Consider the following 15,894-nt stretch of genomic DNA (forward strand, 5'->3'; position numbering starts at 1 on the left):
CGCTCATACTTTTAGATGTAAAGGAGCCGGCGTACAAGTTGCCCAAGAACTGGCTTGGTACGTATGCTTTTCGAGATAAGTGGTCCATGATTCAAATTAATTCAATATACGGAGGAAACACTCAACTCGTACAATCTTATTCATTACAAGGAGATACGATATATTCCCCGCTTGCATCTTATTTTTTAACTTTGGATGAACTGAAAAAAAATAAAAAAAACATTTTTTTATATGAATATAACGGGGATAAGCTGTCAAAAGTTGACGGAAGTGAAATTGTGTTCTTAGAAAATGAACGACCGGTATTCAAAGCCATTCTAAATTAAAAAGGAGTACCATAATGTTTTCCTTTATAATCACTTTTCTGATCTTACTGCTCGTCGCCATTAGTTTTACTTATAGTTGGATTTTCGGAATTATTCTTTCTTTAATTTCGTTATTTCTACTGGTTGTTGTATTCAAAAAAAAAAACGGCGAGCAAGAACGTGGTTATCATAAGTATTGTAATTGGATCCGGAATAGCATCCTATATGATGGCATTACTCCCTGGAAATCAACATGTACCTGAACAAACCACCGTGAGGATTAGCGTACAAGGAAAACATTCCAATACATCTAAGGGAAATGAGGTATGGCTAACCGAATGGCAGTTGGACGGTGAAAACCAATCACTTGGAACAGTTATTGAAAATAAGCCTGGTTGGAGAATGATTTATGACCGGGCGTTTGCTGCCACCGCTAACGACTTGATATGGACAGGAAAGGTTAAAAATAAGATAGAACTTAAATTTTTAAAGCACCCCTGGTCTGGCCTAGTAAAAGTAAGCATTAATGAATTTAATGAAGAAATAGATTTGTATAGTGAGCAAGATTCAGAATACATTATTTCGCTTCCCATCAAAGGGGGGGGGCACAATAACAAATGTTGCGCAATGGTGTGCATTGTTTATATGCGCATTTATATTTGTTGCTTGTTGGCTGGTATATTCGCGTCCTGTTCGTTCTCAGGTGTGGGCTACGTCCTTTATTCCTTTTCTTTTTTTGGATGTTGTTCGCTCTAGCTTTTTATCCAGGACTTATGAGTGCCGATTCCCTCTTTCAGTGGCAGCAGGCCCATACGCATCAATATGCAGATCATCAGCCAATTATTCATACTTTTTTCATTTATTTGGCTACTCGTCTATACGATAGCCCGTTCGTTATCGTTTTTATACAAATAGTTATTTTAAGTATTTTAATAGGATATATCTCAGTTCGACTATTAGAATTAAAAGTTCACAAAGTATTTGTGCTTACATTCATACTAATTAGCACTTTCCTACCGATAAATGGAATCTTTTCCGTTACTCTGTGGAAAGATGTGTTATACGGAGATGCCATTTTGGCTTTGACGGTCTGGTTATTGAACTTTTATTATACCAATGGGAAAGTATTAGAAGAAAAAAAAGGATGGCTCATTGCAGGAAGCTTAATCTTTTTTAATGCTTTCTTTGCGTCATAACGGTCTCGCCCCCCGCAGTCATTTTTTCTCTTATTATAGTATTTGCTTTTAAAGCTTATCGAAAAAATAGCTTTAAGGCAATTTCATTCGGCTTGGCGTTAACAGTTATGGCAAACGTTCTTATTCATTTGTGTTTTCCAGTTACCCCTTCACCGAAATGGCTTCCTTTGGCCATACCAATTCATAATATATCTTCTATCGTTCACTCCGGTGTCATATTGGAACAAAAAAGATATTGATGTCCTGAATAAAAGTATGCCTATAGATCAATGGAAAACAAGCTACACTCCGTATTCTACAGATTCTTTATTCTACAATCCCAACATGAATAGGGCTATTCTGGGGGGGAAGCCGTTCTGACATTATTAACATCTGGATCAAAGAAGCAGTCAGGCATCCGGTTACCGTGATAAAGGACTGGGCAGCTCTAACCTCGTTATTGTGGCAAGTGAAGCAACCTACAGATGGTTATTTGTATGCAACGCATAGCGGCATTGACCAAAATGAATTAGGTTTAAAGGCTAAACCTATTATTGGTTCCGAGATTAAAAGCAATATAAGTTCTTTTATTGTAAAATCGCAAAATGGAGGTTCATGGAGTTCGTTTTTGTGGAGACCTGCTGGTTTTTTTATATATAACACTATTTTCAACTCTTGTAATTTATTTTTTTTGTTAATAGAAAGTATGTTTTCATTATTATGCCCTTATTGGCAGATATATTTAGCCTATTTGCCACGCTGCCGGCTCAAGATGCTCGATATGCTTATTCGATATACCTCTGCGCACCTTTAATGCTATTCTTAGCTGGAAGTGTCATATATAATAGATACTTAACGAAGTCAAATAAAGGTTTGCTTGTCGGTAAAAGGAGTGAGCTGTTTGGATAAGTCTACGATAGTGTCAGTCGTTTCAATTGTTTATAATCAATTTGACATAGTCGAAACCTTTATAGAGGATGTTCAGCGCGTCTTGATCGAAAATTATGAAAACTATGAAATTATTTTGATCGATAACGGCTCTACGGACTTGACGGTTCAACAAATAAAAGTAATTCAAAACAGCGTATCAAATATTCGCTTAATTGCATTGTCAAGGCACTATGATGACGAGCAGGCTAGGACAGCTGCCCTGGATATGAGCATTGGGGACTATGTGATTCTAATGGACATTAACAATGATCCTCCTTCTCTAATTCCGCTGATGTTGAAAGAGGCCGATAAGGGAAATGACTTGGTGATTGGGGAAAGAAGACATCGGAAATCGGAAGGCATCATGGAGAGAATAACATCCAAAGCTTTTTATAAAGCCAGTCAGATGTTGACCGGGTACCGGATTAATCCGAATGAATCCGATTTTCTGCTGCTAAGCCGTAAAGTGGTCAATTCGATTATTCAAATTCGAAACAGAAGTAGATATTTAAAATATCTAAAGCTTGAGGTTGGTCACAAGCAAACAACTATTAAATATGATTGCATTCAAAGACAAAAAAAACGAAAAAACCGTTCTTTTTTTTAATTCTCTCGGATTTGCTGCAGAAATGATAATCACTAATTCCGATAAATTGCTGCGAAGCGTAGCTCTCGTTGGTTTTTTTGGCTAGTTTTATTAATTTAGTTTATGTTCTATATGTTATAGTAATTGTCCTTTTCAAAAAGGAATGTCGCCGAAGGATGGACAACGACTTCGCTATTTAGCTCCACCATGTTTGGCCTGATGTTCTTGATTTTATCGATTGTTTGTATTTTCCTTTCTTCTATTCTTAAAGAAACGAAGAGGGGGCCGCTTTATTATGTTAGTGATGAGTCTAGCAGTTCGATCATATATCGAAGTATCAATAAGAAAAATATTGTTTAATAATCACTTTTGAAAGAAGGGAAATAAAATGGATGCGTTAATCGGATATTCTGGTTTTGTCGGTAGTAATTTGATGAGACAGCGCAAATTCGATCAATTTTACCGCTCAACCAATATTGAGGAAATTGAAGAAAAAGAGTTTGATACGGTGATTTGTGCAGGTGTTTCCGCAGTTAAGTGGAAGGCGAACAGAGAGCCTGAAGAAGATTGGCGTAGTATTGAAAATCTGGTAAATCACTTGAAGAAAATGAGTTGCCAAAAATTTATACTTGTCTCTACTGTCGATGTATATGCTAATCCTCATAATATTACGGAAACTGATGTAATTATGGAAGATTCGCTTGCGCCTTACGGCAAACATCGTTATCGCTTAGAACAATTCGTCACTTCGAAATTCAGCAACACTCATATTATCAGACTGCCAGGTCTTTTCGGTGAAGGTCTTAAAAAAAATATTATCTATGATTTACTTCATCATAATGCAATTGATCAGATTGATTCGCGTAATGTATTTCAATTCTACGACCTAAGTAGATTGATAGATGATATACAGATTGTAGTGGACAACAACCTGCCGATTGTTAATTTTGCTACGGAACCCATTAGCGTTGAAGAGATTGCGCGTTATGCCTTTGATATGACTTTTTCAAACCCTTTGTTCCAAAATACGGTGAGTTACGATATGAAATCGAGATATGCTCCGCTATTTAATAATGGACAAAATAAAGACTATTTTTTGGAAAAGCAAGAAGTTTTGAAGCAGATTCGTCGTTTCGTTATTAGAAATAAGATCGGAGGTGATTCGGATTGAAATTATCTATCTCGAATTTGGCATGGTCGACCGAGGAGGATCAGCAAGTATCTACGCTGATGAAAAAAATATGGTTTTGCGGGAGTTGAAATTGCGCCTACAAAGATTTGGAACACGCCAGTCGGAGTGGATTTAATTTCCATTGAAGAGTACCGAAAGTGGTGGTCGGATTCCAATATTCCAATCATAGCTCTGCAATCTTTGTTGTTTGGGCAAGAAAGACTTAAATTATTCGATCCCGCACAGACAATGAATACGCAAGAGTATCTGGCTTCAATCATTCAATTGGGAGGTCTACTTGGGGCTCAATCCTTTGTATTCGGTTCTCCACGCAATCGTCAAGTTGGAAGCCTATCCCTAAAAGAAGCTTACTCCATAATTGTCCCTCTACTAGAGGAACTAGGTGAAGTGGCTTTTCGTTATGGGGCTCAATTATGTATAGAGCCTAATCCGGCAGATTACGGTTGTGATTTTATTTGTACTACGCAAGAGGGCATTCATTTAGTGAAAACTGTTAATCATCCTGGCATAGCCCTTCATTTAGATGCAGCGGCTATGACATTGAACCGAGAGGATATTGAACGATCGCTCGATGAAGCCTTTCCATACCTGGCGCATTTTCATATTAGCGAGCCTAATTTACTGCGCGTCTCGGGCCAGTTTGTCGATCATCCGCGAATTGCAAACAGTTTGCGCAGTCTTCGTTATTCAAGGTTTGCATCAATAGAAATGAGAGATGGACTTGCGGACTCGAATATCGATAGTGTCGAGCAGGCTCTTCAATACGTTTCTGATATTTATACATCATAAAGATAGGGATGAGGATGAGGAAAATGGCTGCCCTGCAAGATCAATATTGGCAGATTCCCAAATTTGAAGCGGCGGAGCTGGCTCTCAAAAAAAAAACGATACTGTGTACTTATTCCTGTCATTAATGAGGGAGAAAGAATCCGTAAGCAACTGACAGCGATGGCTCCTTATGCGGAAATGGTAGATATTATTATTACGGATGGAGGAAGTACAGATAACTCCCTCGATTTGGATTTTTTGAGGTCTGTGCACGTAAGAACGCTATTGACGAAAAAAGATCAGGGAAAGCTCGGAGCTCAGTTGCGGATCGGGTACGCCTACGCGCTCAGGCAAGGATATGAAGGAATTATCACTGTAGACGGCAACAATAAAGACGGCGTTGACGCTATTCCGCGGTTTATAGCGGAATTGGATGGCGGCTATGACATGATACAGGGTTCACGATATGTGAAAGGCGGACTGGCTATTAATACACCTGTTGTTAGAGATTTGGCTATAAGATTAGTCCATGCCCCCATCATTAGTATAGCTGCTCGCTTTCGGTACACAGACACGACTAACGGCTTCAGGGCTTACAGCAGAGGCTATTTATTAGATCTTCAAGTGCAGCCATTTAGGGATATTTTTAATCTATATGAATTATTGGCGTATCTTTCTGTTAAAGCACCTCGATTAGGATATAAAACAAAGGAAATCCCTGTTAAGCGCGTTTATCCCAGTGATGGAATAGTTCCGACCAAAATAAGCCACTTCAGAGGCAATCTGATTCTTCTAAAAACATTAGTGAACTTATTTACCGGTGCCTACAATCCCAAGAAAAAAGTTGTTAAAGGGGAGAGGGGAGCTCTGGATGCCTGACTATCAGGCAGTTGTCATCGGAGGCGGCTTTTACGGATGCAGTATTGCAATTAAATTAAAAGAATACTTTAAAAGCGTGCTGCTTATAGAGAAAGAATCTGATTTAATGTCCAGAGCGTCTCTCGTCAACCAAGCTCGTGTGCATAATGGCTATCATTATCCCAGAAACTTGGTCACCGCTTATCGTTCCTATGTTAATTTTCCCCGATTTATTCACGATTACAATGCTTGCATCGAAGATGAATTCGACAAAATTTATGCAATTGCCAGATATGGTTCTAAGGTAAATGCGTATCAATTTCTTAAAATGTTTAAGGAAATTGGCGCTCCCATTAAGCCGGCTTCTTCTTATTATCGTGAACTATTTAATCAAAATCTAATTGAAGAAGTTTTTGAAGTTAAAGAAGTTGCTTTCAACGCTGTAATTTTAAAACAATTGATGACCGAACAGCTTCAAATTGCCGGGGTTGAACTACGAATGGGAACTGAGGTCTTAAAGGTTGAACAGTATGACGTTAACCGGATTAAACTTCAGATAAATGAAAAGGAGAGCATTACCGCAGATCGCGTATATAATTGTACGTATTCTCAAATCAATAAATTGATGTCTAAATCTAATATGCCATTAATTCCATTTAAGCACGAAGTGACGGAGATGGCGCTAATTAATATGCCCGAACGATTAAAGCGAGTCGGGATCACAGTTATGGACGGTCCGTTTTTTTCGACCATGCCCTATCCCTCAAAAAATCTTCATTCATTGAGTCACGTTCGTTATACTCCGCACTTTAGCTGGGTGGACTTGGAGCAATTTATGGACGGTCATAACTACTTGAAAGAAATGGAGCAAAAATCGAATTATATCTATATGCTCAGGGATGTTGAACGATTTCTTCCTTTAATAAAGGGAGCGGAATATGTACATTCAATTTTTGAGGTTAAGACGATCCTTTTGCAAAACGAAAGGGACGATGGGCGCCCTATACTTAGCAGAGACAATTATGGAATTCATAACTTTACTAATATCATGGGAGGGAAGATAGATAACATTTACGACATACTGGGTGTTATTGAAGAGCGATTTAATTATGCCGGTGCTCCCTAATCAAGCAAGCCTATGACATTCACAAATTCGGACTCGCCGTGTCAGCGCGAAGTCCGTTTTTTGTTTTACAAACCAATAAACCCGCAGAAGCCTGTGAATGAATAAAATGAGTCGGAATATAAATAAGGTATGTCGAACAACGGCTCGACAAATATTCAGGCTTAGGTGATTCAATGGATGTACGAGATGGCATGATCCCGGGCGTCAAAATCATAACTCCTGAGATAATTGAAGACAGCAGAGGTTTTTTTTATGGAGTGTTACAATCAAATGTCCTTAAAAAAATCTTGGAATAGACATTGTATTCGTGCAGGATAATCATTCTAAGTCCACAGATTGCGGCGTTCTTAGAGGCCTCCATTATCAATTAGAGCCAAAAACTCAAACTAAGCTTGTTAGAGTAATTGCGGGGGGCCGTAATTGATGTTGTCGTCGACATCCGCTTGAATTCGCCGACATTTGGAGAATGGGAAATGTATGAGTTGTCGGCCAAGAATAAAAGACAATTGTTAGTGCCTAGAGGGTTTGCGCATGGTTTCTGTACCATTGAACCGAATACTGAAGTGCTTTATAAAGTAGATGAGTTCTACTCGAACAAGCATGATCGAGGTATTGCATGGAACGATCCGGCTATTGGTATTCAATGGCCGACAAGCAACCCCATTCTCTCCTCAAAAGATGAAAGTCATCCCTTGCTGACTATGGCTGAAGTGAATTATATTTATGAAGGGGTGGAATGACTTTGAAAATAATCGTGACAGGTGGAGCCGGGTTTATTGGCTCCAATTTTATACATTATATTTTGGGGAAATACATTAATGATGAAATTATAAACATTGATTCGCTTACTTATGCGGGGAATCTCGGTAACTTGACTTTTTTATGAGTCCAGATCTAATTACTGTTTTGTTCATGCGGATATTACCGATAGAGCAACCTTAGAACCGTTGTTCGTTGCGAGAGATATCGATGCGGTCATTCACTTTGCTGCCGAGTCCCACGTTGATCGGAGTATAATGTCGCCGGACCTATTTGTTAAAACCAATATACTTGGAACTCAAACGCTACTCGATCTAGCAAAAGCCTACGGGGTCGGGAAATTCGTGCATGTTTCTACAGATGAAGTGTACGGCACACTTGGAGATAATGGCTTATTCACGGAGCGGACGCCTCTGGCGCCTAACAGCCCATACTCCGCTAGTAAGGCAGGATCGGACTTCATGGTCCGAGCTTACCATGAAACCTATGGCCTAGACGTTAATATCACACGTTGCTCAAACAATTATGGACCTTATCAATTTCCCGAAAAGTTAATACCGCTAATGATACAAAATGCGTTGAATGACAAGCCGCTGCCGGTATATGGAGATGGTCTAAATGTTAGGGATTGGCTATACGTCGAAGATCATTGCAACGCCATTGATTTAGTTTTGCGAAAAGGCATCAGTGGAGAAGTGTATAATATAGGCGGCAACAATGAACGAACCAATATTCAAATAGTAAAAACAATTCTCCATGAGCTAGGTAAGCCCGAATCTCTGATTCAATATGTCCAAGATCGGCCGGGACACGACCGCCGTTATGCCATTGATGCAACCAAAATTCGTAATGAACTCGGGTGGAGTCCAAATTTTAATTACGAGTCGGGCATTCGTGAGACAATTCGATGGTACCTTAGCAATCAAGAATGGATGAATCAAGTCCTTTCAGGTGCGTACCAGGCATACTATGCCTCACAATACGGCAATCGTTTAGGGGATCTGTAAGTGGTGGCCGAAGTTCGAACAAGAAGAATAATTGTTACTGGAGCGGAAGGCCAACTTGGACAGGAATTGGTCAATATTGAAGATGGTCGATACGAGATCATTGGTCTAGGACGCTCGACGCTTGATGTCACTGATATTAAGTTGTGCAGACGGGCAGTATCTGAAATCGCTCCATTTGCCATTATCCATGCTGGGGCGTATACGGCGGTCGATCTAGCCGAATCTAAACCGGATGAAGCTTACAAAGTAAACGCGGCAGGTACACGAAATTTGGCGATGGCTGCTCGCGAGGCTAACGTGAAGCTATGTTATATCAGTACCGATTACGTTTTTGATGGTCAAAGCAGCCGGCCCTACAATGAATATGACAATACGGATCCACAATCGGTCTACGGAAAATCCAAACGAGCCGGGGAACTATTGCTTCAGTCGCTATGTTCGTCTTACTTTATTGTTCGAACCTCTTGGGTTTACGGCAAGTACGGCAATAATTTTGTCAAAACCATGCTGAAGCTCGCGCAGGATCGTGATTCGCTTAAGGTTGTCAGCGATCAAGTTGGAGCGCCTACGTATACGAGGGACCTCGCTTTGTTTTTGCTGAATTTAATTGAGACAGAAGCTTATGGGATTTACCATGCGTCAAATACGGGAACTTGCAGTTGGTTCGAGTTTGCGCAAGCGATTTTCGAGGAGCGGGGGGATTCGAACAGTACTCTCGCCCTGTACGACTGCTGAATTCCCGCGTCCTGCCCCGCGTCCTGCTTTCTCTGTCTTGGATCATTCGGCCATTCGCCAAAATGGTTTTTCAGACATGCGGTCTTGGAGAGAAGCGCTTCGGGCATTCCTGGCTGAATTAGAAAACTAAACGATGCCCCTTGCTGTATGTTGTCCTTTATTTTCCCCCACACCCATTAACTCATACGCCTCCGGCGAAGCGGACCGGGTCATACTAGACCTGTCAAATTCAATGGAGGTGCATGACGTAATGGCTAACAGGCGCAATCGCAAGCTGGTGCCGGAGAGCGCGAAGGCGTTGGATGCAATGAAGTACGAGATCGCTTCGGAGCTTGGCGTAGACTTCGGTCAATACGGCGGTGCGGCGGGCGCAGGCGATACGGAATTCGCCGGCGAGCTGGGTGCGTTCTCTGCAGGCGGTGGCGGAGCGCAGTATCTGGGCAACCTTACTTCGCGCGAAGCGGGCGCGGTCGGGGGCGGCGTGACGAAAAGGCTCATTCAACAGGCGCAGCAAACGTTGATTTGACAGCTGGTTAATAACCAGTTGACAAAAAGCCCGATCGTGTTTTCCGCGCATTGACACCCCTCGACAATTCCGGTATCATTAATCAGAAGGTCTGTCTAACAACCTTTTCCTACCGGAAAAGGTTCATTTTTTGTGTAGGGGAGGTTGAAGATATTGTCGACGATTAAGGGCCGGCATCTCTTCACGTCCGAATCGGTCACGGAAGGCCATCCGGACAAAATTTGCGATCAAATTTCAGACGCGGTGCTTGATGCATTTCTGGCGGCTGATCCATACGCGCGCGTCGCTTGCGAAGTGTCCGTCGCTACAGGACTCGTACTTGTTATCGGCGAGATCTCCAGCTCCGCGGACTTCATCGACATCTCGTCGATCGCCCGCAAGACGATTCGCGAGATCGGCTATACCCGCGCTAAATACGGTTTTGACTCCACGACCTGTGCCGTGCTGACGTCGCTCAACGAGCAGTCGGCCGACATCGCGCAGGGCGTTAACGCAGCGATCGAGAGCCGCGACGGCAAGGACGTGCTCGTCGAGAACGCCGACATCGGCGCAGGCGACCAAGGCTTGATGTTCGGCTTCGCGACCAACGAGACGCCTGAGCTCATGCCGCTGCCGATCGCGCTGGCGCACCGTCTGTCGCGCCGCCTGTCCGAAGTGCGCAAGAACGAGACGCTCGCTTATCTTCGCCCGGACGGCAAGACGCAAGTGACGATCGAGTACGTCGACGGCAAGCCCGTCCGCGTGGACACGATCGTTATTTCCACCCAGCATGCCGAAGAGATCACGCTGGATCAGATCCAAGCGGACATCAAGAAGCATGTCATCCTGCCTGTCGTGCCTGAAGAGTGGCTCGACGGCGAGACCAAGTTCTACATCAACCCAACGGGCCGCTTCGTCATCGGCGGACCGCAAGGCGATGCCGGCCTCACCGGCCGCAAGATCATCGTCGACACGTACGGCGGCTACGCTCGCCACGGCGGCGGCGCATTTTCCGGCAAGGACCCGACGAAGGTCGACCGCTCGGCTGCTTACGCTGCTCGCTACGTGGCGAAGAACATCGTCGCGGCCGGCCTGGCCGACAAGTGCGAGATCCAGCTCGCTTACGCGATCGGCGTAGCGAACCCGGTGTCGATTAACGTCGATACTTACGGCACGGGCAAGATCGCCGAAGAGAAGCTCGTCGAGCTGATCCGCCAGCACTTCGACCTGCGCCCGGCCGGCATCATCAAGATGCTCGACCTGCGTCGTCCGATCTACAAGCAAACGGCTGCCTATGGGCACTTCGGCCGTACGGACATCGACGTACCTTGGGAGCGCACCGACAAGGTGGAGCTGCTGAAGTCCGGCGCCTGGGCTTAATCTTATTCTTTCCACGAATGACCGCCTCTACGGATTCGATCCGGCAGAGGCGGTTTTTGCTTTGGCCCTAAATTTCCCCGTCCAATGAGCCGACATAAAGAATACAGTATGTCCTTAGGATCTGGAGGAATCGCAATTGCAGCGTCTTCAACTTCAACTTCGACTTCGTTTTCGTCTCATTCCCGTTGTTCTGCTGTTGACGATCATTTCTCAAACGCTTGGCGCATTCGGCGCTGCGGCGGCGAGCGGAGGCCCCGTCGCTGTAACGTTGCAGCCGGCGGACAACAACCCGGTCGTTCCGGCCAACGCGCAGCTCTCCGTTACGTTCGACGAGGCGATCTCGAGAGGCACGTCCGGTACCGTGTTGATCAAAGAGGTTGCGACGAACAACACCGTCGGCAGCTACGACATGGCGACGGATACGACACGCCTTTCAATTAGTCCGAACAATCGGCTGAATATCTCGCCTGCTCCGGGCGCGCTGCAAGCCGGCATGGACTATTACGTGCAAATCACGCCTGGCGCGCTTATCGGGAGCAGCGGTTATTTTAGCGGCATTACGGATGCGACGGCCTGGAACTTTCATGTCGTAGCCGCAGACACGACGCCGCCTGCGGTCAGTGCATTCGCCCCGTCCTCGGGCGGATCGATGTCGGCGACCGGCGCGCTGTCGATTACTTTTAACGAGCCTGTTCAAGCTGCGTCCGGCAGCATTCAGATCGTGCGACGGGATACGCAGGACGCGCAGGTCGTATCCGTGCTGTCTTCCGCTGTCACGGGATCGGGGACCAATGTCATTCGCGTCCAGCCTCCGACAAGACTCGCCTCCAGCACGCAATATGACGTGCTTATCGACAACGGCGCTTTCGTCGATACCGTCGGCAACAAATATGCAGGCATCTCCGGTCCGTACATATGGTCCTTCTCCACGACGGCTTCTGCCGTGGCCGCGCCGCAGTTCGTTTATCCGCTGCGCGGCGCGTCCGGCGTGAACGGCGACGCGCCGATTACGCTGCAGCTTCAATTTCAGACGGGAATGAAGGCGGGAACCGCAGGGAATATTACCGTCAAAAAAGGTATCGAATAACGAGACGGTGGAAACGATCGCCGCCAGCTCGGGGCGCATTTCCTTTAACGGCGCAGCCGTAAACGTTCCGATGACAGTCGCACTCCCGCGCAATACATCTTATTACGTACTGATCGATCCGGGCGCGCTGCTCACAACGAACGGCGAAGCATACGAAGGCATCGTAGATCCGGCTGGCTGGTATTTCTCTACGCAAGCTTTTGTCGATACGACCCGCCCGACGGTCTCTTCCTTTGCCCCGGCTTCCGGCGCTTCTACGACCGACATCGCCGGCAGCCTGAGCATTCAGTTCAGCGAGCCTGTTGTGCCGGGTTCGGGCAACGTCGTCATTCGCAATGCCGACACGAACACCGTATTTTGCTCCATCCCGGTCACGTCGCCAGCGATCACTGGCGGCGGCACGACCATGATCGCGATTAAGCCATGTACTTCTTTTTCGCCGAACGTCAGCTACGCCGTTCAGATCGGCACGATGGCCTTCTCGGATCTTTCGGGCAACTATTTCGCGGGCATCGGCACTGCGGATCTGACCACCTGGCGTTTCCGCGTGGCATCGGATACGACGCCGCCAGAGTTGATTTCCACGGAACCGGCTCCGCTGCTCAACAGTGTGCGCACCAATGCCGTTCTCCGAATGACCTTCAGCGAGCCGGTCCGGCTGGCATCTGCCACAGCGACAGCTAGCGCGATTTTGGCGAATGACACATCCGTCAAGATCCCGCTTACCATCGCGGTTGACGGCACGGATCCGCGAATCGTCACGCTCACGCCGGACACGCCTTTCGCCGTTGCTTCCCGGTATGTCGTCAACGTGCCTGCGAATGCCATTGCCGATTTGGCGGGCAACGCTTATCCCGGCATCTTGAATGACTACCGTTGGACCTTCCAAACGATCGGTACGGATACGACGGCTCCCGGGCTCGCGAGCGCGACGATGGACGGGGCGGCCGTGGTGCTGCTAACTTACGGGGAAGCGCTGGACGAGTCCTCGATTCCGTTCGCATCCAATTATTATGTCACCGTCAACGATGTTCCCCGCCAGATTAATTCGATTTCCGTAAAAGGAACGCAGGTGCGGTTGACGCTGCAATCGGGCGTGGCCGTCGGACAGTCGGTGAAGGTGTCCTACACGCTGGGCGCCGTCACGTTAAAGGACTTGTCCGGCAATGCCGCGCCGGCATTCAACGCCACGAATGTCGCGAACACGGCCGACACGACATTGCCGCGCCCTTCAAGCGGCATGGTGTCCGGCAGCGTGGTGACCCTGACCTTCAACAAGACGCTCGCTTCGGTATCTTCGTCCGCTGCTGGTCAATTCACCGTAAAAGTGAACGGAGGCGCGCAGAGCATTTCGTCGATCTCCTCGAACGGCGCGAACGTGACGATCGTGCTATACAGTACGATCGCTAGCAGTCAGTCCGTGTCGGTGAGCTATTCGCCGGGGAGTTACAAGCTGACGGATTTGTCGGGGAACGATGCGGCGGGATTTTCCGACTTCTATGTGCAAAACGCGAACGATACGACACCGCCGACGCTCTCGGGCATAACGGTGCTGGGTACATCGGTCGTCCTGGCTTACAACGAGGGACTATTGTCCTCCTCCGTGCCGCCGAAGTCGAGCTTTTCCGTGCTGGTCGGCGGATCCGCCGCGGAGATCACCGGCGTTGCGATCGCCAACAATACCGTTACGCTGACCTTATCGTCCGCGGTCATTCCGAATCAGACCGTGACAGTCACTTACATCCCGGGCGCTACGCCGATCAAGGACTTGGCGGGCAACCAGGCCGCGCTGTTCACCGGCTATTCGGTGACCGCCAGTTCCACGGCAGCGGCTACATTGTCGAGCATCTCGATCGACGGTACGAAGTTGACGCTTCAATATTCGTCCGCGCTTAACTCTTCGATCATTCCTTACGCGGCCCAATATACGGTGAAAAACGCGGACGGCGGTTTGTTCGGCATCAGCAACATTAGCGTCAATGGGTCGCAAGTCGTATTGACCCTTACGGCGCCTGCCGCTGCCGGCAAAGCAGTTACCGTAAGCTATTCGCCTGCCGGGAACGCACTTAAAGACGCCTTGGGTCAAGCGGTCGCGGCATTCGCCGACAGGGCGGCGACGAATCAGACGTCCGCGGCCGCCGGGTTGCCGGATTACTTGTCGCTGGACGGTGCGGGCGGACTGCTGCTGAGTCAGACGGCCGCGTCGAAGATCTCGGGCATCACGCCTTCCGGCAAGACGGCAGGGCGCTACAATTTGGACCGCGATAAAGTTACGATGGCTTTTACGGCGCTCGGCACGGCGCTTAACGCAGGCACCGTCAGCGCGCCGCAGCTTACGTTCAGCGTGCCGCAGAGCGAGAGCGGCGCGATACTCGCCATCCCGGTCATGGCCCTTGCAGGCGCGGTATCGCAAAATGCCTCCGCCGTGCTCCGGCTCGATTATGGCGACCTCCTGTTCAGCCTGCCGCTTAAAGCGATTAACTTTAGCAAGGAAGTCCAGGCGAGCGGCGGCAATATGACCAATGCCTATCTGCTGCTCAAGATCGAAAAGCTGTCGAATACCTCGCTTGCATCGGCGTTGAATGCCAAGGGTGTCCAGATGCAGTCTCCTGCAGCGGATTTTGCAGCCTCGATCGAAGTCAACGGATCCGAAAGGGCGATCGACGAATACAGCACGTACGTAACGCGGTCGTTTCTGCTGCCAGCGACGAGCGCTAGCGCGTCCGACGCCGCGGTCGTCCGACTGGATGCGGACTCCGGCGAGATCGTGTATGTGCCGACGAAGGCCGTAGTCAGCGGGGCGACGCTGCGCGTGGACTTTATGCGCAAGAGCAACAGCGTTTACGCCGTCATCGCGAAGCCCGTCACGCTGTTCAGCGATATGACGAAGCATTGGGCCGGACTCGATGTCGGGGGGCTCGCTTCCAAGTTTATCGTCAAGGGGAGCACGAATTCGGCATTCGCGCCCGAACGCAAGATTACGCGTGCCGAGTTTGCTGAGTTTATCGTGCGAGGGCTCGGGCTGAACGGCAGCGCGTCCTCGGCGGCCAAATTTTCCGATGTAGGAAGCGGAGGAGTCGCTTCCGCCTATATCGGAGCGGCGGCAAAGGCGAATATCGTGCAAGGCGGTACGGACGGTTTGTTCCGTCCGAATGCGACGATCACGCGCGAGGAGATGGCGACGATGATGCTCCGCGCGATGTCTTATGTGGGCATCATGCCGACCGTGACGGGGACCGAGATCAATGCTTTTAAGGACCGCACAAGCGTCAGCAGTTGGGCGAAGGACGCTGTAGTCGCAGCCGTCAAAACGGGGCTGATCAAGGGCGTTACAACGACGCAGTTGAAGCCCAAGGACAACGCCACTCGCGCGCAAGCGGCCATTATCGTGAAGCGGTTCCTTGAGTACGTGGAGTTGATGTAAAATAGACGGGGGCGCGCAGGCGCCCCTGTTACATTTTTGTCGAAAGGGGGTACAGGT

At 47.6% G+C, this 15,894-nt stretch carries 10 protein-coding genes and 4 pseudogenes; all 14 read left to right on the forward strand.

Annotation, left to right across the window (positions count from 1 at the left end; genetic code table 11):
* The first annotated feature begins 38 nt into the window (after positions 1-38).
* The 14 genes and pseudogenes from OMP40_RS22370 to OMP40_RS22435 all read left to right on the forward strand — a co-directional run bounded on the left by OMP40_RS22370 (position 39) and on the right by OMP40_RS22435 (position 15,837).
* Positions 39-326, forward strand: coding sequence for a hypothetical protein (locus tag OMP40_RS22370; protein ID WP_277534649.1), 288 nt, complete (start codon positions 39-41; stop codon positions 324-326).
* A 204-nt stretch (positions 327-530) separates the two neighbouring features.
* Complete coding sequence (locus OMP40_RS22375; RefSeq protein ID WP_277534651.1) at positions 531-1,061, forward strand: hypothetical protein; 531 nt, start codon at positions 531-533, stop codon at positions 1,059-1,061.
* Positions 1,062-2,381: 1,320 nt separating this feature from the next.
* Positions 2,382-3,017 carry a glycosyltransferase gene (locus tag OMP40_RS22380; protein ID WP_277534653.1) on the forward strand — a complete coding sequence of 212 codons (636 nt, stop codon included), beginning with the start codon at positions 2,382-2,384 and terminating at the stop codon, positions 3,015-3,017.
* A 367-nt stretch (positions 3,018-3,384) separates the two neighbouring features.
* Positions 3,385-4,167, forward strand: a complete 783-nt coding sequence (locus tag OMP40_RS22385; protein ID WP_277534655.1) for an NAD-dependent epimerase/dehydratase family protein — start codon at positions 3,385-3,387, stop codon at positions 4,165-4,167.
* 75 nt (positions 4,168-4,242) lie between these two features.
* Positions 4,243-4,977, forward strand: a pseudogene (locus OMP40_RS22390) (sugar phosphate isomerase/epimerase family protein); the annotation flags it as partial.
* Positions 4,978-5,040: 63 nt separating this feature from the next.
* Positions 5,041-5,835, forward strand: coding sequence for a glycosyltransferase family 2 protein (locus OMP40_RS22395; RefSeq protein ID WP_277534656.1), 795 nt, complete (start codon positions 5,041-5,043; stop codon positions 5,833-5,835).
* On the forward strand, positions 5,828-6,940 hold the full coding sequence (locus tag OMP40_RS22400) for an FAD-dependent oxidoreductase (protein WP_277534658.1): 1,113 nt from the start codon (positions 5,828-5,830) through the stop codon (positions 6,938-6,940). The genes OMP40_RS22395 and OMP40_RS22400 overlap by 8 nt, the downstream gene beginning before the upstream one ends.
* A 173-nt stretch (positions 6,941-7,113) precedes the next feature.
* Positions 7,114-7,680 (forward strand): annotated as a pseudogene (rfbC, locus tag OMP40_RS22405) (dTDP-4-dehydrorhamnose 3,5-epimerase).
* A 2-nt stretch (positions 7,681-7,682) separates the two neighbouring features.
* Positions 7,683-8,706 (forward strand): annotated as a pseudogene (gene rfbB / locus OMP40_RS22410) (dTDP-glucose 4,6-dehydratase).
* A pseudogene (gene rfbD / locus OMP40_RS22415) lies at positions 8,707-9,571 on the forward strand (dTDP-4-dehydrorhamnose reductase).
* A 120-nt stretch (positions 9,572-9,691) separates the two neighbouring features.
* The gene (locus OMP40_RS22420) at positions 9,692-9,967 is read left to right on the forward strand and encodes an alpha/beta-type small acid-soluble spore protein (protein ID WP_277534660.1); all 276 of its coding nucleotides are present in this window, start codon (positions 9,692-9,694) and stop codon (positions 9,965-9,967) included.
* Between the two features lie 153 nt (positions 9,968-10,120).
* On the forward strand, positions 10,121-11,326 hold the full coding sequence (metK, locus tag OMP40_RS22425; RefSeq protein WP_277534662.1) for a methionine adenosyltransferase: 1,206 nt from the start codon (positions 10,121-10,123) through the stop codon (positions 11,324-11,326).
* Positions 11,327-11,462: 136 nt separating this feature from the next.
* The gene (locus OMP40_RS22430) at positions 11,463-12,413 is read left to right on the forward strand and encodes an Ig-like domain-containing domain (RefSeq protein WP_277534664.1); all 951 of its coding nucleotides are present in this window, start codon (positions 11,463-11,465) and stop codon (positions 12,411-12,413) included.
* A gap of 7 nt (positions 12,414-12,420) precedes the next feature.
* Complete coding sequence (locus tag OMP40_RS22435) at positions 12,421-15,837, forward strand: SwmB domain-containing protein (RefSeq protein ID WP_277534666.1); 3,417 nt, start codon at positions 12,421-12,423, stop codon at positions 15,835-15,837.
* Positions 15,838-15,894 lie beyond the last annotated feature (57 nt).

Source organism: Cohnella rhizosphaerae (assembly GCF_029525575.1).
Classification (GTDB): domain Bacteria; phylum Bacillota; class Bacilli; order Paenibacillales; family Paenibacillaceae; genus Cohnella; species Cohnella rhizosphaerae.

Excerpts from the sequence above, each read along its gene's own strand:
- OMP40_RS22400 (WP_277534658.1), top strand. The coding sequence starts at position 5,828 with ATGCCTGACTATCAGGCAGTTGTCATCGGAGGCGGCTTTTACGGATGC.
- OMP40_RS22420 (WP_277534660.1), top strand. The coding sequence starts at position 9,692 with ATGGCTAACAGGCGCAATCGCAAGCTGGTGCCGGAGAGCGCGAAGGCG.
- OMP40_RS22385 (WP_277534655.1), top strand. The coding sequence starts at position 3,385 with ATGGATGCGTTAATCGGATATTCTGGTTTTGTCGGTAGTAATTTGATG.
- OMP40_RS22375 (WP_277534651.1), top strand. The coding sequence starts at position 531 with ATGATGGCATTACTCCCTGGAAATCAACATGTACCTGAACAAACCACC.